At 53.8% G+C, this 19,074-nt stretch carries 20 protein-coding genes; all 20 read right to left on the reverse strand.

The features are described 5' to 3' along the window. Nucleotides 1-39: 39 nt before the first annotated feature. Nucleotides 40-3,645, reverse strand: a complete 3,606-nt coding sequence (locus LC431_RS07770; protein ID WP_223509593.1) for a DUF1983 domain-containing protein — start codon at nt 3,643-3,645, stop codon at nt 40-42. Between the two features lie 60 nt (nt 3,646-3,705). Continuing rightward, nucleotides 3,706-4,323: a tail assembly protein gene (locus tag LC431_RS07775; protein WP_223509595.1), complete on the reverse strand. Its 618-nt coding sequence runs from the start codon at nt 4,321-4,323 to the stop codon at nt 3,706-3,708. Between the two features lie 41 nt (nt 4,324-4,364). Next, nucleotides 4,365-4,745: a hypothetical protein gene (locus LC431_RS07780; protein ID WP_223509597.1), complete on the reverse strand. Its 381-nt coding sequence runs from the start codon at nt 4,743-4,745 to the stop codon at nt 4,365-4,367. A 26-nt stretch (nt 4,746-4,771) separates the two neighbouring features. Beyond that, the gene (locus LC431_RS07785) at nt 4,772-5,110 is read right to left on the reverse strand and encodes a hypothetical protein (protein WP_223509599.1); all 339 of its coding nucleotides are present in this window, start codon (nt 5,108-5,110) and stop codon (nt 4,772-4,774) included. A gap of 63 nt (nt 5,111-5,173) precedes the next feature. Beyond that, on the reverse strand, nt 5,174-5,884 hold the full coding sequence (locus tag LC431_RS07790; protein ID WP_223509601.1) for a C40 family peptidase: 711 nt from the start codon (nt 5,882-5,884) through the stop codon (nt 5,174-5,176). A gap of 2 nt (nt 5,885-5,886) precedes the next feature. After that, nucleotides 5,887-6,645 carry a phage minor tail protein L gene (locus LC431_RS07795; protein WP_223509603.1) on the reverse strand — a complete coding sequence of 253 codons (759 nt, stop codon included), beginning with the start codon at nt 6,643-6,645 and terminating at the stop codon, nt 5,887-5,889. Further along, nucleotides 6,645-7,001, reverse strand: a complete 357-nt coding sequence (locus LC431_RS07800; RefSeq protein ID WP_223509605.1) for a phage tail protein — start codon at nt 6,999-7,001, stop codon at nt 6,645-6,647. Before LC431_RS07800 ends, LC431_RS07795 begins: the two co-directional genes overlap by 1 nt. An 18-nt stretch (nt 7,002-7,019) precedes the next feature. Further along, complete coding sequence (locus tag LC431_RS07805; RefSeq protein ID WP_223509607.1) at nt 7,020-9,371, reverse strand: phage tail tape measure protein; 2,352 nt, start codon at nt 9,369-9,371, stop codon at nt 7,020-7,022. Beyond that, complete coding sequence (locus tag LC431_RS07810) at nt 9,352-9,666, reverse strand: phage tail assembly protein T (RefSeq protein WP_255611171.1); 315 nt, start codon at nt 9,664-9,666, stop codon at nt 9,352-9,354. Before LC431_RS07810 ends, LC431_RS07805 begins: the two co-directional genes overlap by 20 nt. 20 nt (nt 9,667-9,686) lie before the next feature. Beyond that, nucleotides 9,687-10,103, reverse strand: coding sequence for a phage tail assembly chaperone G (gpG, locus tag LC431_RS07815; protein WP_223509610.1), 417 nt, complete (start codon nt 10,101-10,103; stop codon nt 9,687-9,689). 10 nt (nt 10,104-10,113) lie between these two features. After that, on the reverse strand, nt 10,114-10,851 hold the full coding sequence (locus LC431_RS07820; protein ID WP_223509612.1) for a phage tail protein: 738 nt from the start codon (nt 10,849-10,851) through the stop codon (nt 10,114-10,116). Between the two features lie 7 nt (nt 10,852-10,858). Continuing rightward, nucleotides 10,859-11,263: a phage minor tail U family protein gene (locus LC431_RS07825; protein ID WP_013577780.1), complete on the reverse strand. Its 405-nt coding sequence runs from the start codon at nt 11,261-11,263 to the stop codon at nt 10,859-10,861. Then, on the reverse strand, nt 11,260-11,814 hold the full coding sequence (locus tag LC431_RS07830) for a phage tail protein (RefSeq protein WP_014416515.1): 555 nt from the start codon (nt 11,812-11,814) through the stop codon (nt 11,260-11,262). The genes LC431_RS07825 and LC431_RS07830 overlap by 4 nt, the downstream gene beginning before the upstream one ends. A gap of 11 nt (nt 11,815-11,825) precedes the next feature. Next, complete coding sequence (locus tag LC431_RS07835; protein WP_223509614.1) at nt 11,826-12,101, reverse strand: DNA breaking-rejoining protein; 276 nt, start codon at nt 12,099-12,101, stop codon at nt 11,826-11,828. Then, nucleotides 12,094-12,420 (reverse strand): DUF2190 family protein, encoded by a 327-nt coding sequence (locus LC431_RS07840; protein WP_223509616.1) that lies wholly within the window; start codon nt 12,418-12,420, stop codon nt 12,094-12,096. The genes LC431_RS07835 and LC431_RS07840 overlap by 8 nt, the downstream gene beginning before the upstream one ends. An 84-nt stretch (nt 12,421-12,504) precedes the next feature. Then, complete coding sequence (locus tag LC431_RS07845) at nt 12,505-14,463, reverse strand: ClpP-like prohead protease/major capsid protein fusion protein (RefSeq protein ID WP_223509663.1); 1,959 nt, start codon at nt 14,461-14,463, stop codon at nt 12,505-12,507. Between the two features lie 49 nt (nt 14,464-14,512). After that, a complete protein-coding gene (locus tag LC431_RS07850) occupies nt 14,513-15,991 on the reverse strand; it encodes a phage portal protein (protein WP_223509618.1) in 1,479 nt (492 codons plus the stop codon). After that, nucleotides 15,988-16,206, reverse strand: coding sequence for a hypothetical protein (locus tag LC431_RS07855; RefSeq protein WP_223509619.1), 219 nt, complete (start codon nt 16,204-16,206; stop codon nt 15,988-15,990). The genes LC431_RS07850 and LC431_RS07855 overlap by 4 nt, the downstream gene beginning before the upstream one ends. After that, nucleotides 16,203-18,305, reverse strand: coding sequence for a phage terminase large subunit family protein (locus tag LC431_RS07860; RefSeq protein ID WP_223509620.1), 2,103 nt, complete (start codon nt 18,303-18,305; stop codon nt 16,203-16,205). Before LC431_RS07860 ends, LC431_RS07855 begins: the two co-directional genes overlap by 4 nt. After that, on the reverse strand, nt 18,305-18,793 hold the full coding sequence (locus LC431_RS07865) for a DUF1441 family protein (RefSeq protein WP_013577788.1): 489 nt from the start codon (nt 18,791-18,793) through the stop codon (nt 18,305-18,307). Before LC431_RS07865 ends, LC431_RS07860 begins: the two co-directional genes overlap by 1 nt. Between the last annotated feature and the right edge of the window lie 281 nt (nt 18,794-19,074).

The raw sequence follows: 19,074 nt of genomic DNA on the forward strand, positions 1-19,074 counted from the left end.
CTGCTTAAATTTGAACAGTATACTTAGCGGGTAATAGGGTTAATTTATGATATTTGCGTTACGGTTTGCAAAAATATTAATAGTCTGGTTTCCTACTATATTTATATTTGCAGGTGAGGACGAAGTATTTCTAAATCTTATGCCAATTATTGTATTTCCATTTCCAGAAGGAGAAACAACTTGTCGCGATCCAATAACTTGATTTTGCCCTGTGGAAAGTGTTTCAGTAGCGACAACATTACCTGCCACAACCCAATCCATATATACTAATCCGGGACCACCTAATGAAATATTAATGTAAAATATACCATTACCGTTCGCACTGGTTAACGCAATTTTACGTTCAAAAGAAGTCTGAGCGATCCCACAGATATTGTATTCAGAGGAAGTCTGATTTCCACCTAAACTGAATGAACCAACGTTAAAAGTCCTGCCGATTGAAAAGTCAGAAAGGTCACCTACTATCCTGTTAGCATTGAGCGTACCCAGAATTTCGCAGTTCTCATTAATCAGTACATTATTCAGCTCGCCTTCGCTGGCATAAATCTTCCCACGCACAGTAACCCCGGAGAACTCTGAGGTACCATTTTTATCGATGTGCCATCCCGCCTGACCCGGAATGTAAGTATTGGATTCTATGTATTCCCCAATCATGGCGTTCGTTATCCATGCATTTCCGATGAATGCCTGGCTAATAAGCACCTGTCCATCTTTGATAATAAATGGCGAATAAAGATTGTTCCCGCTGCCGCTAATGACAACAAACTGGTTGGCATTTACGGCAAACCGGGTCTCTACTTCTGTGCCATTCACTATCGCTGCAACGGAAATACCCGCATCGTACTTCGTGCCATTGTAGTTAAGCCCCATCTTCATCGTCCAGATTGCAGATGGTCCGCTGGCATCGGCATACGCCGTGAATTTCTCCTGGATAACCGCTTCCTGCTCACCAAATTTAGCCGCCACATCCGTTTCGAGCTGAGCGATAGAGCTGTTCGCATCGGTAGCTATTTTTGTTGCTTCAATAATCCCCGCACGGTTTTCACCGTAGTTTTTCCACTGCTGATCCACGCTGTCATAATTAGCAAGGATGCTTTCAGCCAGAAGTTGGGGATCGGTAATCAGCGGCTCTAAAAGTGCTTTACCGTCCTGTGTTTCGAGATATTTTTCCAACGTGTCATGAATTAGGTCGTTGGCATCAACATTACTCGCACCGGCGACATATTCCGTCCAGTCCCCCACGTTGCCAATTCTGTCAACCAATCTTGCCCTGTACCAGCGCCTTATACCTGCCGGCATCGGGCCATGCTGATATGCAGACCCCGGATAGGGAATGGTGGCCAGCAGCGTTGGGTTTTGATGGTCAGCCGTGGTTGCTTGCTGCAGCTCGGTATAGGCTGTATCGCCGCTGCCTGCAGGGAATCCCCATGTAATATCGATATTCCACACGACATTATCGCTGGCGACCAAGTTTATTGGTGTTCCGGGATTACCCACCTTGCCGTTAAGCGTGGTCAAATCGGAGTATCCCCATGGAGATGACACTTCGACCGCATTAATCGCACGCACACGCACCATATAACTGCCAGCATAAATGCCAGGCACTTCAAACGACGTGGCAGAGCTGCGCGGTACGTTTACCCAGTTCCCGTCATTACGGCGCCACTGTGCCTCATAGGCGATAGCGTTCTTCGTTGCGTCCCACGTAGCCCGCATGGTCTGAACGCTGATCCCCTGATTGACCACAGAATAAGAGCCGATCTGAATATTGGCTGGAGCAGACTGGTTGCCCGGCGGGATAACACTGATCGGGCGTTCGTCGATAATGGCACCGGTATCGATGCGCGCATATTTATCAGGGTCGTGATACGCCGCGGAAATGGTGAATGTGTTGTCGTTGTTGTCAGCCACGCTGAGTACTCGGTATTGCTGTGCATATAGTTCGTCTGACTCAACCACCCATACGCTTTCAGATTCCGGTGTTTCACTGTAGGCGGTGGTGACAGTGACAACCTTCCCCGACACCGACTGAATTGTGCGTGACTGAGCTGCACCTGATGGAAGGTTTAAAATCAGCCGGCCACCAGCAACAGCATCCGGCACGCGGTCCAAAGTAATCGCGCGACCGTTCACCGAACTTATGCGGCCACCGTTCACTTTTCCCGACAGAATTTCGTCAGCAACAGCAATGATGTAACCCGGCTGTGGGATCATGCCATCCAGCCCGACCGAGAAGGTAATCACCCGGTCTTTGTTATTCGTCAGAATACCCCAGCGCCCCTTCCTGTTTGCCTCTGACTGACGGGTACATCCAATAGCCGTCAGTTCTAACTGGTTAAAGCCGTAACGTGTAACCAGGTCTTGTTCAAAAACGGGCTCCATAGCGTCAGCATAGGCATTGTCCGGATCAGACCATGACACCAATGCCGTTGTGTATCGGGTCTTGGTTGTGCTGCTCGAGTAACTGAACTGACCATCGATGACGTTTGCGCGGGTGTAGCTGTAATCGATATCGCGCGGCATGTCTGCCAGGGCAACAATCTGATTCCCGCCCCAGTACGTCATGCCGCGGAAGATCGCCGCAAAGTCTCTCAAAACCGTATAGGCGTCGTTTCGGCTTTGTACGTAAACATTACAGATATAACGCGGCTCTGTGCCGTTCCCGCCTTTGCCGTCCGGAACCATCTGATCGCAATATTGCGCTACCTGGTAAAGTTCCCATTTGTCGATGTTCGCCGCGGTGAGACGATTGCCCAGACCAAACCGATCAGTGACGACAAGGTCATAGAAAACCCAAGCGGGGTTATCTGACCATGCCCATTTAAAAGCACCGGTCCATGTGCCGCTGTAAGTGCGTGTTACCGGGTCATAGGTATCCGGCACGCGAATGACGCGGCCCTGTGGCTCACATGAAATCTGAGGGATTGAACCATTGAACTGGCTGGAATCAAATTCGATATACAGCAGCGCGGTGTTCGGATACCTCAGTTTTGCATCAATGACTTCCGTGTAGCTCTGGATCGTCATTGCATCGCCAATCTTGGCACTGTTCGCATCTGCCGTAATCTTGCGCAGACGAATTGTCCAGGTGGTGCCTGCCGGCGGGAGGTCAATGCGATGGCTGCGCTCGTATCCTGACGTAGTTTTGCCAGTAACCGCTGTGTTGATTATCGTCTGAAATGCTCCGCCGTCGGTCTGCAGTTCAATGGAGTAATTGATCGAATACCCAACCAGATCCCCATCGTCTTCTTGCTTGAAGAGTGACGGCCATTTCAGGCGCAGACGAATAGCGGAAAGCTGGGTATTAGTAAAAGTATGCGTCCAGGCAACGGTACTTTTAACCTCAGTGCCCACGCTGATTTCGTTCTCAGTACCCGGCAACCCCTGAATATAGGATTGCGCCTGCGTCCCGGCGCGGAACTCCCACGCCACCCCGCTGAAATTACTCGATCCGTCACTGTTAAGCAGCGGCGTTCCATCCAGAAAAATTGATTGCCCAGTCAGTCCGCCGCCAAATTCCCCCTCGCCCAAAGCGATAAGCAGTTTCGCCTTTGCGATGGATTGAAGATCATCTGGCTGTTCTACGGGCGTGCGGGATGAAGAGCTGCCACCTTTGCGGCCTTTTATTTTGGTTGCGGTTGCCATATTGCGCCCATAAAAAAAGGCCGCCGAAGCGACCTTAGAGGTAAGAATTAGGTGATGGGGTTATTGCTGGTCTTCGACATAAATACCGGCGGAAATAATAGCGCCGCCGATCCGGCGTTTTCCATAAAGAAGAGGAACCGGATATCCCTGAGCTGCAGTATTCGTAACGCCGCCGAAGGCATAGGAAGCCTGGTTATCGGCATCCTGCTTACTGGCGAGGCCAGAGGTCTGCGGGGAAAGCATCTGAATGACGCCGCCAATTGCCATTGCGGCCCCAACTTTGATCATGCCAGCGGCGACAGCTCCACCAATACCAGTCCATCCCGCTAAAGCACCAACAACTACGCCAGCAACAACAAGAACTGCACCTAAAATTGTTTGCAGCGCGCCAGCGCGTTTACTTCCTATCGTAACTGGAACAATTTTTATAGTTTCTTCAGTAATTGGATAACCCAGATCGTCGAAGCCAATGTTTCTTTTTCCTACAAATACCGCATAGGTGAGACCCCGAAGCTTACTGGTATTAAGGAATCTCTCAAAATTAGAGATAGTCTTACACAGAGCATGTATGGCTTCCGCTTTGGTACGCACCAGTCGTTGATGCGTTTTACCAAATGTCTTTGCAAGCAGCCCATATAACTCAATTGTTGCCAACTTTTCAGGAATAGCCTCTGCCATAAATTAATCCCCATAAAAAAAACGCCTAAGCGACTTTTAATTTACTTGGTTTGCCACATTCTATATTGCCCAGCGGCGCCTATTTCCGTTTCATATTCTTTAGGTTTGCCATCGGCTATTAACTGAAGAGATTTTTTCCATTCAGTTATTGCACATTTAAACTTAACTGAAAGCGTGTGTTCTCCTTGGGGTAAGTAAAAATCTACATATTGATTTTGTTGCAAGCCAGCAATTTCTTTTTCATCTACTTTAAGCACTAACGGGCAGCCTTTCCCTAAACCAGAGCCAGTCAGTTGTGAAGTTCTGTGAACGCGGACATGAGTAAGATTCCCTTTCACCGTAGTCAGGTTCGTATCATAAATTGTACTTGTTGCCTCATAAGGCTTAGCGGCGCATCCGGTTAGCCCAATCACCAGTGCCATTATAAAAAACCTATTCATTTTGTACCTTATTTGTAAGAGGACTGAGTAACAACTTTTTTATTATCTGGTTCCGAACAAGAAACCATGACAACACCGTCATTTGTCCAGATCTTGACAATATAAAGCACATTTGTATCAACAATCTCTTTTGCTGGGTAGCTTCCGATAACTTGGTTATACGCGCTACTTGCATTTAATTTACATTCTTCAAAAGATATGCTTTCTACACTTTTAGTCACTGGTGCCTCTTGCTCAGGGTATTGGCCCATTGAATCCATAGAGTTCAGTTGATCTTTTGTATAAGTTGAAGATGCAAGTGCATTAGCAGCGAATATCATTAATCCAATTAATAAAATCTTTTTCATATCCCCTATCCTTATGTAACAGTTCGTTACATCGTAGCAGAGGAATAATGTAAGTCTAAATAGTTAGATCAGATCTTTGTGCCTGACAATTTTCATGGTTCGTTCCTGCCAATATCCTCCGTAAGGAACACGGTTGCTGAGCATGCCGTACATGTGGTGCAGAAGCATGTTGCCTTCGAGTAGGATACCGGCGTGATTCCACTTATTGGACTGAACCTGCATGATCACCATATCGCCCGGCATTGGTAGCCCGCGGAATTCGCGAAACCCACATTCAAACCAGCAGTCCTGATAAAAATTATCTGAGTGCTCGTCTTCCCACCACGGATAATCCACGCGGTAATCGGTCAGTTCAATGCCGTGTGTCTGCCGGTAATAGCTCATGACTAATCCCCAGCAATCCGTGTGACCGAGCACGAATGGTCGCTCGAGTAATGGCAACTCGCCGCGCGGCTGAATGGTACGAAAATCCCCCTCTGGCCAGCTCACGATGTGCCAGGGTAATTCGGTTGCGTCGCACTGCGCCTTATCCAGTTCGCTCGGCTGCGTCGTTGCATCAGGATGGCTGTGAACGATGGAAATAACGGTTCCCCAATCCTCGGCATCAGCATAACCCGCGGGATCGAGGTGAAAATCTTCGGTGGGATTGGCTGCCAGATTTATACAGGGAAAGTAACGTTCTACCCGGCTTTTCTGCGCTACCACGCCACAGCATTCGTGCGGGTAGCTCTGCCTGGCATGTTCAAAAATAGCCTGCAGGGTTTTATCACGCATAATCAGCTCTTAATCAGAGAAGTGCCAGGGAATCCGCCGAACGGCAATGCGTTGTTTGCACCATGGCGAGGCTTACAGCCAGTGTTCAGCGTACCGTTGCACTCGTCGAGCGAGGGATCGCTCACCGGATTACCGTGCTTATCGAAATAGTTGGTACCGGCGTAATCGCAGCCATCCCCTGAACGGTATTTGCCACGGATGCACCAGGTGCAGAGAGAATGAAGCTGCCGTGTTGGGATCATCAATCCCTGTAAATCCATCGGGCTAGTCAGCGTGAACTCAACAGAAATGTTGGTTTCCATGCTCTTGCTGTCGATGTAAAAAACCTGCAGCTTTTCCTGACTGGCGTCCGCCGTGGCATTCCCGCCCGCAAAGTTTCGGGCATCGAGGTACTGCGTCAGCGTGTCGTGAATCGTTACCACTGCCTGAAGCATGTCATCGTAAGCCAGACAAAGCGCGGTAATCGACCCGTCAAGATTCGCCACAGTCAGTTTCGGCTGTGCGCCGCTGCCGCTGGTTGAAGCCTCAATGCCTTCAATCTGAACCGGCCACGCTGAATATTCATTACCTTGCCACCAGATGGATTTCGCAGGCAGTTTCGATTCATCTCCACCTGCTGCCACAATTTCGGCTTCGGTATAAACCAGATTGTAATTATGAAATCTGATGACTTCACCGGTACCAAAGGCAGTGCCGTCAACTTCAAAAAGCCGGACAGTGTTTCCCGGCTCGAGTTTTTGATAATCGCTGTTTAATGACATTATGCCACCGTTGCAGAATAGGCCTGCTCGAACGTTGCTGTGATGGTTGCCTGCAACTTTCCGTTTGGTTGCATACGAATAGAATCAGCAGCTACCCGATATAACCCTTTCTCACCGTGTGGAGGTGTCCAGATAAAGGCCTTGCTGCAATGGTTGCGGCAAAAATCTCTGATGGCGAGCGAGGTCACGAGCGGGCCGCGATAGGAATAGGGAAATTTAATCATTTCCGAATTAATACCCTCCTCAGAAATCTGAGCATAGCCATCCCCAAACTGAGCCTTTCTAACCGTCCGGTTATATTCAGTCGAAGGTTGGCTGGCGACCTGGGTGGGCCACGTGAAAATGTCGATTGCCATGGGATACCTATAAAGGGGTTATCGGGTTTTCATTGCATTGAAGAGTTGGCCACCGGGGCGCAAAGCATTGGTGATGTTTTTCTGACAGAACTGATCCAGCATATTCATCATCGCCTTACTCATCTCATCGTTACTGCCAGAGGTTTTAGCGTTTGCAGTACCCTCGTTTTGAAGGATGATGGTGTTATGAAATACAGGACTTCCGGCGCTCATATTTCCTGCAGCGCCAACTGGCGTCTGTCCGCCGCCCACATATCCCCCTGTCGCATAACCCCGCATCATACGATAGAGATTTGCGACGCCCAGACGGCTGGTCGCCTCCTTAGTGAATACAAACTCCCCGCCGTGAACAATGCCTTTGGGTTCATACTTTCCGCCGTGCCCGGTGTAGCCGCCAACGTCAAACTCGCGGATGTAGCCGCCGTTATAAGCAAGTGGCAGGTTGCTATAGCTGCCGCCGGTGATTGCCGTCCCTGCATTACCGCCACCCGAAACGCTTCCCGTTACCCATCCCATGGCTGACTGAATGGCATAGGCAACCAGCAGACGGTCGATCACGTTAACAATCATTTTCAGAATGGATGAGGTGAAGTCTTTGAAACTGGCCTTGCCGGTAGTGACCAGACTGTTCAACTGGTCTGTAAGCCCGTTAAACCCGGACTGAGCCACCTGCTGCACGGACGTGAAAACATCCGTCGCAGATTCAGCGTATTCCGCCCAGCCCTGTTTCGCACCCGCGACCCAGTTTGACCGCAGGGCGTCTTCTGCATCATACGTTTTCTGTTGCTCCTGCAGGACGCGCTGCTGGGCAGAGGGGTTAAACGCATAGGCTTCCTGCAGACGCTGCAGGGTGGCGGCCCGATCTGCCTGACGTGAGGATACGCCCTCTGCCTGGGCATCCAGAGCGGCGCGTTTTGCCGACTGCTGCTGGGCAAATTTGTCCGCCTGGTCGGAAAGTGTATTCAGCCTTTGCTGGGCAACGACCTTATCGCCCAGCACAGCCAGTTGCCGTTTGTACTCCAGCGTTTCATCCTTATGCGCCAGCAGGGATTTTTCCTGTGCAGATAACTGCCGGCTGCTGGCTGCCTGTTCAAGGACGGCGTACTGATTTTCGGTTTGCCACAAATCTTTGCGCTGCTGGCTGATAACATCGTTAACGCTGGTATGCTGCTGCAGCACCTTAAGCTGTGCCTGCAGACTCAGTAAGTCCCCCTGCGCACTGTCTTCTGCCCGGTCTCCCGCAGACGTGGTGACCCGCTGTTTTTTGGGTTCCTGCCGTTTCTTTGCCTGCTCGACTTCTTTCTCACGCAGGGCAATGAGTTTTTGCGCATTCGCGATAGCGGTCGCATCCCCCGAAAAGGCAATTTTCCGTGACTGTTCCCGCGCCTCTTTAAGTTTAGCTTCAGCCCCTGCAACAGCATCCGTGGCCAGATATTCCTTATTTATCCACTCCACGGATTTCTGTGTTGCCAGGTTTCCGTCTATCGTGGCTTTTGTGAGGTCCCCCCTTAACTGCTTCGCCTGCTCAAGAACGCCAACGATGGGATCAATAGCGCCCCCCAATGCCACGCTTTGCTTGCCTAAATTAACCCCCGAATAATAATTTCTGACCGCCTCTTCCGCGTCCGTCCACGCATCCGGAATACCGAGAACCTTAAGCCGGTGCGCTTCGATCTGGGTGTTGAGGTTGGTAAAATCAGATGAGCCTTTGTATTCACTGACCTTGGCTTTGGCATCCAGATAGCTGAAGCCGACCGCAATCATTTTCTGCGTGGCTTCGTCAGCACCATCTTTTGTGGTGATGAAGAGATCGGCAACGCTTTTAATCGACGCGCCAGAAGAATCGGAAATAGCCCGGATATTTTGCGCCAGCTTTTCCGCTGCGCCACCACTTAAACCCAGGGACTCCTGAATAATTTTGCTGGCTTCGGCAATCTCCTGCTGACTTTTATAAACCGCCAGGCCAAGGCTGCCAAAAACGGCAGCAGCGACGCCGATAGCCGCATTGAGCGGCGTAATGTATGTCAGCAGTATTTTGGCAACGTTCCCGACCCCGCCAAACGAATCTTTAATCTGACCGCCCTGCTGAAGGAGGATCAGCCAGGGACTTTGCCCGCCTGCCAACTGGGTGGCAATATCGGTGAACTGAGCAGGCAACATCCGCATTGCCGCTTTATATTGCCCGATGGAAATACCCGCACGCTGTGCCGCAAGCTCCTGTTTAGAGAATGCCTGCTGAACCTGCGTCCCGGCTTTCGTCGAGTCCGCCCCTAAGCCGGTAAATTGCTTGCGGACATAACTGACCTGTTCATTAAATTTTGCGGCATCAACATCAAGGCTGACGACCAAATCACCCACTGGCTGGGACATAGCGGACTCCTCCTGACAGACCTTCTGCGATAGCCATTAACTGTTCATCATCGGGATCCGGCTGCTCTTCCACGACGTGAGGTTTTAGCAGACTGAAATGACCCACGTTAAGATCGGTTTCCCCGCATACCAGCGACAAAATATTGAGGTTCAGCGCGGCGAAATGTGCATCAAGCAGCGCATCTTCGAAGTAATGGGACTCGTAAAATCGGTGCCATTCCTCCAGATCGCTGGAGGACATATCAGCAAGCATGGCGCGCCAGTCAGGCCGTCTGAACTCACGCGCCAGCTTCATGACAAAGTCCATTTCACGGGTTAGCGCTTTTCCGCTGTTTCCCCTTGGCTGTCTGATCCTTCGGATACTTCGGGCTCCGGGGCTTCCTGTCCGGTTGTCTGAGTGATTGCCATCATGCCCGACAGCACTTTGACCTGGGTATCCGCTTTCCCGATGGCCTCGACCGGCCATGTGCTCATCACCTGTTGCTGAAGGTCGTGAATATCCGGCTTCGGCGACTCGCTGTGCCAAAGGGACATGGCCACCACCATCGCACCCGCCCGGATATTCAGTTCAACCAGCGCGGCTGACAGGATTTGTTCGTCGGGCTCATCGTTGGGCAACGCTTTTTCCTGCGCGGCCAGATAATGCAACAGCTCGACGCGCTGCAGCGCCGACAGCTCGTACAGCGTGGCGTTTGCCCCGTTGAACTCAAACAGTTCTGATTTTAAAAACATGCTCGCTCCGTTATGCCGCCGTGACGGTCAGTGTGCAGATAGCCACTTTCTGGCCGTCATTGGTCATCACGATGATCTGTGTCGTGCCCGCTTTAAGGCCCTTCGCCGTGACGGTATTACCCGATACCGTCAGCGTGGCGACGGTCGGATCGGCAGCCGCAACATTAAACGCGCCGTTTGTCGCGCCGTCCGGAAGCACCGCCACAGTGATCACGGCATTTTGTCCGACCACCACGCTGGTGGTTGACGGCGTGACGGTCACGCCGGTCACGGGTACTGCAGCGGCCTGATTGCTCTCGGCCAGCGCCGGTTTGCCCGTATTGGTGATTTTCACCGTCCGGGTGATCACCTCTTTTACCGGCACCGCTTTGCCCAGGCTGCTGATCCAGCCACGGAAGACATCGACAGCGGTGTTGGGATACCGAATTTTGTACCCGCGCACCGCGCCATCGTAAAACCAGTTAACCAGATCCTGCTGCCCGCTCTCGCCGGGCTTCCAGGCCAGTGTAAACGACGTGTCCCCGGAAGATTTGGCCCCCTGCGCCGTGCCGTTCCAGTCGGCGTCGTCATCATCGAGGTACGTGTCGTCGTAGGATTCCGCCGTCATTTCTCCCGGCGTCAGCTCCTTGATTTTCGCCAGCCGGGTCCAGTCCTGATCCGATAGCGGATTGGCGTAGGGATCGCCGCTGCCGGTGTAAATCCAGAGTGTTGTGCCCGCGCCTTTGGTCGGTTCGAGTTGTGTGGTCATAAATTCCTCACATTAAGTAAGTCAGTGTGTAACGCAGGTCAGCGGAGCCCCACGTCGACATTTCATCATCGCGCTGATAGTCATAGCCTTCGGGCGTGATGTTTTCGATAAGGTCTGAAAGCGCCGGAATGTCACCCACAACGGGGTAAATGTTTTGTTCCATCCACAGGTCGAGATCCGTGTCAGGACTCACCGCCTTAAGAAATACCTCCACGTGAAGCGTCGCCCGCCACTCATCTTCATCAAGAGTTTCCCCCGTGGGTTCAGCACCAGACAGGTAGACGGCAACGGCGGGCAGGTCTTCAGCGGTCAGAAAACTCGGGCGGCCGTCATACCAGGTGACGGAAGGATCGGTCACCGAAAGTTTCAGCGCATCCAGCACGGCGTTACGGATTTTGGGGTGCTTTATCATCGTTTAATGATCAGCCTCAGTTGATTTTTCAGGGCGGAAGCCATTTCCTTCGGCATGTCGCTTTGCATCAGACGGTGGGTTTCTGCGGTATACGCTTCCGTAAGTGGGGTGGTTAACGGTATCTTCACGACCTCAATCGGGTACCGGCTTTTCCCGGAACGTTGGAGCACATGCCACCGGCCGTTAGCCAGTTGCTGAATAAACGCATTCCGAAAGGTAAAGCGGCCTATTTTGAGTACGCTGCCCTGCCCGCGCAGGTTGCCCTGACGCCGGGAGACACGCATTTGTGCCGCGCCCAGCTTGATGGCCGGTAAATTACCCCGGTTGATTTTTAACGTGGCAACCGGCCGGTTTATCGTGGCCTTTTTCAGTTTTGCACGCTGCATGACCAGCTTTCTCGGCACCTTTGTTTCCTTCGACACCGTGCTGCTGCTGCGACTGATGGCCCGCCCTGCCACCCGGTTAACCGCCTGCGCCGAGGCGCGGGGAACGGCCGTCGAACTGATACTGTTCATATTGGCGATGGCCTGCTCCAGCCCTTTGATGGTCATATTCCCTCCCCTTACTCCAGCCAGATTTGTGGCTTCCCGTTAAACATCTGATGACGGGTGACGATGTAACTTTCTCCCTGATAAACCACCTGATCGTTACGGTGCGGCCGGTAATCGGGAGAAAAAACCACAACAGACAGGCCATCGCCGCTCACCGGCCCCATCTCGGGCAGAAAATGGCTTTCAACACCGATAAACACGGTGCTATTGATTACCACCTCCCGCCCAAACCGCGCGGTCGTGACCGCATCCATCCGCGCGGCCAACGCATCAAAGGCGTTAGCCATTGATTTTCACTTCAACGACGGTGCTGCCCGCGGCGGCAGCGTCCCAGGCAATGCCGGCGGCCACGGCATCCGCAGACGCCAGCTGGATTTCACCGTCCGCGATATACACTTTTGTGCCAGCGGGGATCGCATCGGCGGAGACTTTCGGCAGCAGGAATACCCCTTCGGCCATCCCCGTGCCGGTTTCATTCGGGGCAATATCCACCAGAGAGACAACCAGCAGGGAACCCAGTACCACGGGGTCGCCGCTCTCGATGGTGGCAGCGCCGGTGTTGGTAATGGAAATCGTCTGACCTTCCTGTACAAAATTCTTAGCCATTGAAAAACTCCAGACGCCCCGGAAGGGGGCGAATTTTAGGTATAAAAAAGCCCTTACGGGCATTCGGGCAACGCGGGAGGAGGATTACTGGCCGGAAGATTTCACCAGACCGCGGTAATCAAGCGGCGCAACACCGGCATCAATGCGCACTTTCGTCGCAATACCGTCAGAACTGAACCCCTCCTGCTGATCGATGTAAGGCAGCTCGACACCGTTGAGATAAGCCACCTCGATGGTGTCCATACCCTGTGCAGCGGCCAGGTACCAGGACTTGGCACTGTTATCGTCCAGACGCGGTTCGCCGATCACCGTCGCAAAGTTCTGGATCGGGTTGATGATACCGGCGTTAACGTCGGCGCCTTTCACGCTGGCAGATTTGATGGTCTGGTTTGCCACGGTTTCGAGGGCGGTTGGCACCAGCAGGAACGCCGGGCGGATATTCAGGGTGCGGCCGGTGGTTGGCTCTTTCTGAACGCGCATCAGCTGGCGGCCCGCATCCAGATTCGTGACGTCAATGGCTCCGGTTGCCAGGTTTTTATGATCGCTGCTGAACAACGCCTTACCGTCTGACAATTTCGGGTTGCTGGTCAGCACGGCATACACCAGATCGCCGATGGTGGCTTTCGCGGCGCGGCCCATTTTCATCGGCACGTCGGTCAGCTGGTTCAGATCGTCGTTGATGATGGCCTGACGGGTAATGGAGAAAATTTCACCGTAGGTGGCCAGCGCAATGGTCTCGCTGTTATCGGTGGTCGTGACGTATTTGTATTCCGCCCCTTCGCGTACCTTACGCAGCGACGGGAAGCCGCCCAGCCCGACGCGGTGCGCCGTTTTAAAGTCAGAGAGCTGCCCTTTCTTCGTCCAGGCTTCAAAGGTCTCCTGTGACTCCTCCCAGCCTTGCAGCAGAGATTTGTTCGCCACATCCAGCAAAATATTGCCAAAATCCGAGGTGGTGTGCGTCATCGCCAGCCCCACCATCTGCATCGGGTTATAAGCCGCAACGCCGACGCCGCGCTCGGTCAGCGACATGCGCGCATATTCGCGCAGGGTCATGCCGTTATACACGTTGTCATTCTGCCGGTCTTCGTAGCCTGCACGCGCCATCAGCGCCTGGCGGATCCCGTCGCCGGTGAAATTCCCGTTGTCGGCATAAATATGCGCATTGCCGCCGTTTTTATTGGACGGTGTAGCGCCTTTCCCCAGCATCACCAGCAGCTTGTCCTTGGCCTGATCGACCGTGCAGTCGATATCTTCAATGCATGACGCCTGTAATTCCTGATGGCGGCCGCCAAACATCGCGAACAGGTCTTTGATCCCCGTCACACGTTGTTTCTGGGCGGCAATGACCTGATTGCGGATGGCGTTTTCATCCAGTGCGGCAGGTTCAGTCACGGCCACCGGCGCCGGGGCTGGTTGCGGATTAGCCGGTGCCTGAGTCGTCGCTTTCGGCTTGGTGATCATGTTTTTCAGTGCGTTTGGCATAGCGTCGAATTCCTCGATACGTTTTGAATTAATGCGGGCCATTGCCTGCACCGCGGTAGAAATCTGGTCAGCAAAACCGTGCTCAAGGCACTCCTGCGCGGTCATCCACGTTTCCTCACCCAGCATCAGGGCAAGTTCGTCAGGGGTTTTGCCGGTTTTTTTGGCATAGGACGGGATCAGCACGGCCTCGACTTTGTCCAGCAGGTCGGCATAGTCGCGCATGTCGTTGGCATCGCCGCCGGTGATCCCCCAGGGCTTGTGGATCATCATCATGGCGTTTTCAGGCATGATGATGGGATTGCCCACCATGGCAATCACCGAGGCCATTGAGGCGGCAAGACCGTCGATATACACGGTTTTGCTCGCCGTATGGCTGTTAAGCAGGTTGTAAATGGCAATGCCGTCAAAGACATCACCGCCCGGCGAGTGGATATGCAGATTGATATGGTCCAGATCGCCCAGCGCTTTCATGCTGCTGGCGAACTGGCGGGCGGTCACGCCCCAGTAACCAATCTCGTCATAAATATAAATGTCAGCAGTCTTGTCGCCGCTGGCCTTCATGCGGAACCAGCTTTTGTCCCCCGCGGAGGCCTTAGGTGACACACCCAGTTTATTTCTTCGATTCTTTCGCACTGGCTTCCCCTTTATCGTTTGCCGGGTCCGTGTCGAAGACCAGACCTAACGTTTTGTTTTCGTCGACTTCCGCCTTGCGGCGGCGTTTTACATCGCCCGGATTCGCGCCGCGCGCCCTGACCCAGTCCCCTTCCGTTGCCGCGCCGCCGCGTAACAGCACGCGCCAGGAGTTGGCCTCTTTCATCGGGTCAATCCACGGCATCACCGGCCCGCTGTAGACCGCATTAAACAACGTCGCCATGTCCACATCGGGCGGAACGTTGATCACGCCCGCGGTGATCGCCATCTGCAACCAGCTGCGGTACATCGGTCGGGTCACGGCCGCAATAAATGCATCCTGAAGAATGCCGTAGCCTTCAAAGGACTCCACCAGCTCCTGACGCTGGGAACTGTAAGTGCCATTGTAGTTACGGGAGATGCTGGAAAAGCTGCTGCGGCTGCCGGCGGCCACCGCCCTGAGCTGCCCGTTGCGGAACGTCTCAAGGTTAGGATTCGGCCGGTCGGATTTAATCATTCCGATTTCTTCGCCGGGTTCCAGTTCATCAAAGACCATCCCGGGCTCGATGTTGAGCTCGCGGGGGTCTTTGTCTTTACCACAGGCATCGTCGTAGGATTGCCCGTCGCCTTTTTTCACGTACATACCCAGCGCTGCGGCAATACGGGCGGCCGTCAGTTCAGCATCTTCATACTCTTTCAGCGCACTCAGGCGGATCAGGATGCCGGACAGCAGGCTGTTTCCCCGGACCTGATGAAGACGGCGCATGAATTTGAGGTGCATCATGCCGTCTGCAGCGATTTCCTTGGTATTGCCCAGCGCCACGCCTGATGTCACCAGATTTTTGTAGACGACATACTTTGTCGGGCAGCCCCAGTCGTTGAGATAGATCCCCTGACAAATCCCCTTCCCGGTATCGTTCATCTCCAGCGGTATGTAGTCCGGTTCCAGCGCCTCGACCCAGAAAGGGATGTTCGCCGTCGGGGTGAGTCCGGGCGCGGAACCCCGTACCATCTGGCCGAAAACCTCACCGTCGCGCAGCCAGGTTCTTGCCATCAGCCGCTCAAGAACGGGGCGGGTAAACTGCCCTGTCACATCGGGGGAAACAGACCACTCCGCCCAGGCTGCCCGGATCTGTTTAGAGAGTTCATCGGCCACCAGCCCCGTTTTCAGGATGGGCTGGGGGTCAACCACAATGCCGCGCGCGCCGACGATGCGCTCTTCGAGTTTGTCCAGCAGGCCAATCACCAGATCGTGATTATTGTCCAGCCAGCGCGCCTGCTCCCTGATTGACCGGCCCGCAAACTGCGTGAGCTGGTTTGCGTTGCGGTTTTCCCGCTTCGCCCGGTGCGTGCGCGTCGGTAATGCCGCCTCGTAGGCATTGATTGCCACACGGGACCGCAACCGGGAGGCTTTCCAGCCTGGTGAAATCAGACCAATGGCATCATCAATCAGGCTCATCGCGGGAACCTCGCCAGCCGGTACTGCGGTCGCCCGCGCTGCGCCGCCAGCAACGTGCTTAACCGGCGCTCCCAGGCTTTCCGCCCTTTCTGGATTTCACTGAGGTTCTCCATCGTCATGGACTGCCCGTTAAAGGTGATGGATTTCCCCTGCAGGACGGCGCGTTCGGCGGTCATATACTGCTGGATCATGTCTTCAATATCGGCCTGATTCATACCCAGCCTCCTGATGTTGATGGCGCCCAGGCAGAGGGTTTCTCCTCTTTCCTGGCGCGGGTTGTTTTCGGTTTTTGATGATGACTGCGGGGTTTCGGTAAGGGTGAATCAGAAGGTGCAGGCGGAGCGGATTGTTCAACGGGGAGCGCCCAGCCAGGCGGTTTTTCCCAGTTTATCCGCTCGTACCCGCGCAAAATCACCAGCGCATGGGCGTATACCATCAGATCAAAGGCTTCGTTCGCCCCTTTCCCTGGCTTCGTCCATTTGCCATCAGCGCCCCTTTCTTCATAGGTCAGTTCGTCATAGAACCACTCCCCCAGCCAGTCAGGAAAGTGAACGTAGTTAGCCCCCGGCGTATCACGCTGAAGCGCGTTACTGATCCGGTCTTTGAGCATATTGGTCTGCAGCAGGTAGAGTGGCACGTCGCCGCGGGCCTCCGCCCGGCGGTTAGGACGATCGGTATTGTCCGGCAATGACTTGGTGATCAGCTTGCTGCGCGTGGTGCTGTCGCCTTTGAAGAGATAAACGCGCTTGTGGACGCCATCGCGGCGGCATTGGCGCCAGAACTCATAGGCATTACCGGTCACGCCGTCTTCACCACCGGAATCGACGGCCATCGCCAGCACGGGCAGAGAAACACCCGGATTGCTGTTGAGTGGCCACTCTTTATCCAGCACGTCGGTGCGCAGCAGGTTCCAGTCTTCCAGATAGCCTGCGGGGTCAACTGGCAGACTTTCGCCGTTCGGCCCGGTGCGCATCGACTGTTTGATGTTGTACCGGTCGACAATCCACCGCTCACCATGCGCCCCATAACCGATCACCTGCACCACAAAGCGCCGGTTGCGGCCGCCCTGCACGTCAACGGTCGCTACCAGAAAACGCACACCGTCGGGCACCGTACGCTTGGTTACCATGGTGGCGCGCGCCATAAGCGTTTCGGATTTCCGCTGCTCGACGCTGGACTGTGGAATATAAGGCAGACCCCAGTCAGTGTTGATCACCGCTTTCAGGGTTTCTTCGCTGCCGTTGGCCTCATAATCCTGCTGGGCTGAAAGCAGCTTATAGACAAGTTGGGACAGGGTCTGATATGCCGCTGCGGGGCCTTCCATCCAGAAGGAAGCAATGCGGGAACGTCTCGCGGTACCCGTAATGACACCATGACGGTCAATCTGCTCACCGTCGCGCAGCCAGACGCCTTTCTGATTGAGCGCGCGTTTCTGGTCTGCTGTGATTTCTCCCCGGCAATGTGGACATTCAATGAATGCCGCCTCACTGGCAACCACCGGATCGACAATATTCTGATAGCCCTGCACCACATCTTTCGCCGGTTGGAAGTGTTCGCCGCAGTGCGGACAAGGCCAGTACCAGCGTCGGCGATCGCCGCGGTTATATAATGAAAGAATGCCGGTGGTCGGCGGGGCTTCATGAAGTGAACTTCGCCGCCACTTGGTATCTCGGATATCACGGCCCGGTGAACTCTCCACCAGCGTCATACCGGATGACATAAATGTCGTGGTACGTTTTGAGGCCAGTGTGAAGCCGTCCCCTTCTCCGTCGATGTCCTCGGGAAAGCGGTCATAGTCCGTCAGCGCCACGCACTTATAATCGGACGACGACATGATGTTAATAGAGGGCCAACCGATTTTAAGGTAGTTACCGGCGCGAAACGTTCGGTCGTAGACGTTGTTGTCATTACGCCGGGGGCTCAGGCGCTTGGCGACTTCCGGGCTGCTGCGGAAAGTACGGTCGAGACGCTTTTTGCTGTGTTCGCGCGCTTTCTCTTCAGTCATCTGAATAAGCAGCATATCGGAGGGATCGCAGACAACGTTGTAGACTATCCAGCCATCAATCAGGCCGATGGTTTTACCCGTCCGGGACGGTCCGACGAAAATCACGGCATCGTATTCACGCGATGCCAGACAATTCATAGGTTCAATGACATACGGAGCCAGATTCGGATCCCAGGGAACGGAGTTGCCAGCCCCCATCGGTACACGCATATATTGGCTGACCGCATCGGCAACCAGCATACGCCGCGGGGCGCGAAGTATTCCTGGTACATCTCTCCGGATGCCACGCGCTGAAGCCCGCTTTGCCATCAGTCCTCCTCAGACGTCTCCTCCTCCGGTTCTGCGTCAATGACCTTCTGCGCAATCTGGTCACGCAGATCATCAATAATATTTTGTACCCGCATCACGGCAGACGGCGGCAGAGCACAATCTCGCTCGAGCACGTCCGGCAACGTTTCCAGCACCTGAACGACGGCTTTCGCCATAACCGAAAATTCTCTTGCCACATCTTCCGCGGGGATTAGCTGCCCCATGCTCTGCTCAAAACTCAGCCGCTCATTCTCGGCCTTCCAGTGCGCCAGCCGGTCGGATGGCGTCATTTCAGCGACGTCACCTGAAACCGTGGGGATCATCAATTCAGTCAACACATCAGTCACGGAAAATAATTTAAGTTTCGCGTTACTGCCCGGCGCGGGATCGACATTCTTCAGGCGCGCCGCGACGGTCTGCCGGTGCACGCCGGTGATCCCTGCGAGTTGATTGATGTTGAGTTTGAGTGAGGCGATTTCTTGGTCCATGATGGTGAACACTTTTTAGACGATTCGACATCTTTGCAATTTGGGCATTAATAAAATCAATAACCTGCACAGATGATGATGATGACCCTAGATCGCGAAAACTAGCCGTTTTCCGCGAGTCCGCCGCCCCGTGGAGAGGCCCCCTGCCGGGAGTACCTTTCACTGCTAATCATTTCATTTGAAACTACTGCCGAGGTAATCGGCACGCAGCGTCCTGAATTGCACGGAGGCGCATACGGGACACCATCAATAGTGACTTCCATGACCCTGCCTTATTGGAT

This window comes from Rahnella sp. GSA61A, assembly GCF_019969905.1.
In the GTDB taxonomy this organism is placed as follows: domain Bacteria; phylum Pseudomonadota; class Gammaproteobacteria; order Enterobacterales; family Enterobacteriaceae; genus Rahnella; species Rahnella aceris.

Bases quoted from the DNA above. Each gene is read 5' to 3' on its own strand.
- LC431_RS07805 (WP_223509607.1), bottom strand. From the start codon at position 9,371: ATGTCCCAGCCAGTGGGTGATTTGGTCGTCAGCCTTGATGTTGATGCC.
- LC431_RS07855 (WP_223509619.1), bottom strand. From the start codon at position 16,206: ATGAATCAGGCCGATATTGAAGACATGATCCAGCAGTATATGACCGCC.
- LC431_RS07785 (WP_223509599.1), bottom strand. From the start codon at position 5,110: ATGAAAAAGATTTTATTAATTGGATTAATGATATTCGCTGCTAATGCA.
- LC431_RS07775 (WP_223509595.1), bottom strand. From the start codon at position 4,323: ATGGCAGAGGCTATTCCTGAAAAGTTGGCAACAATTGAGTTATATGGG.
- LC431_RS07845 (WP_223509663.1), bottom strand. From the start codon at position 14,463: ATGAAGGCCAGCGGCGACAAGACTGCTGACATTTATATTTATGACGAG.
- LC431_RS07865 (WP_013577788.1), bottom strand. From the start codon at position 18,793: ATGGACCAAGAAATCGCCTCACTCAAACTCAACATCAATCAACTCGCA.
- LC431_RS07835 (WP_223509614.1), bottom strand. From the start codon at position 12,101: ATGGCTAACGCCTTTGATGCGTTGGCCGCGCGGATGGATGCGGTCACG.
- LC431_RS07820 (WP_223509612.1), bottom strand. From the start codon at position 10,851: ATGACCACACAACTCGAACCGACCAAAGGCGCGGGCACAACACTCTGG.
- LC431_RS07860 (WP_223509620.1), bottom strand. From the start codon at position 18,305: ATGGCAAAGCGGGCTTCAGCGCGTGGCATCCGGAGAGATGTACCAGGA.
- gpG (WP_223509610.1), bottom strand. From the start codon at position 10,103: ATGTTTTTAAAATCAGAACTGTTTGAGTTCAACGGGGCAAACGCCACG.
- LC431_RS07800 (WP_223509605.1), bottom strand. From the start codon at position 7,001: ATGGCAATCGACATTTTCACGTGGCCCACCCAGGTCGCCAGCCAACCT.
- LC431_RS07825 (WP_013577780.1), bottom strand. From the start codon at position 11,263: ATGATAAAGCACCCCAAAATCCGTAACGCCGTGCTGGATGCGCTGAAA.
- LC431_RS07850 (WP_223509618.1), bottom strand. From the start codon at position 15,991: ATGAGCCTGATTGATGATGCCATTGGTCTGATTTCACCAGGCTGGAAA.
- LC431_RS07770 (WP_223509593.1), bottom strand. From the start codon at position 3,645: ATGGCAACCGCAACCAAAATAAAAGGCCGCAAAGGTGGCAGCTCTTCA.
- LC431_RS07840 (WP_223509616.1), bottom strand. From the start codon at position 12,420: ATGGCTAAGAATTTTGTACAGGAAGGTCAGACGATTTCCATTACCAAC.
- LC431_RS07790 (WP_223509601.1), bottom strand. From the start codon at position 5,884: ATGCGTGATAAAACCCTGCAGGCTATTTTTGAACATGCCAGGCAGAGC.
- LC431_RS07780 (WP_223509597.1), bottom strand. From the start codon at position 4,745: ATGGCACTGGTGATTGGGCTAACCGGATGCGCCGCTAAGCCTTATGAG.
- LC431_RS07795 (WP_223509603.1), bottom strand. From the start codon at position 6,645: ATGTCATTAAACAGCGATTATCAAAAACTCGAGCCGGGAAACACTGTC.
- LC431_RS07830 (WP_014416515.1), bottom strand. From the start codon at position 11,814: ATGACCATCAAAGGGCTGGAGCAGGCCATCGCCAATATGAACAGTATC.
- LC431_RS07810 (WP_255611171.1), bottom strand. From the start codon at position 9,666: ATGAAGCTGGCGCGTGAGTTCAGACGGCCTGACTGGCGCGCCATGCTT.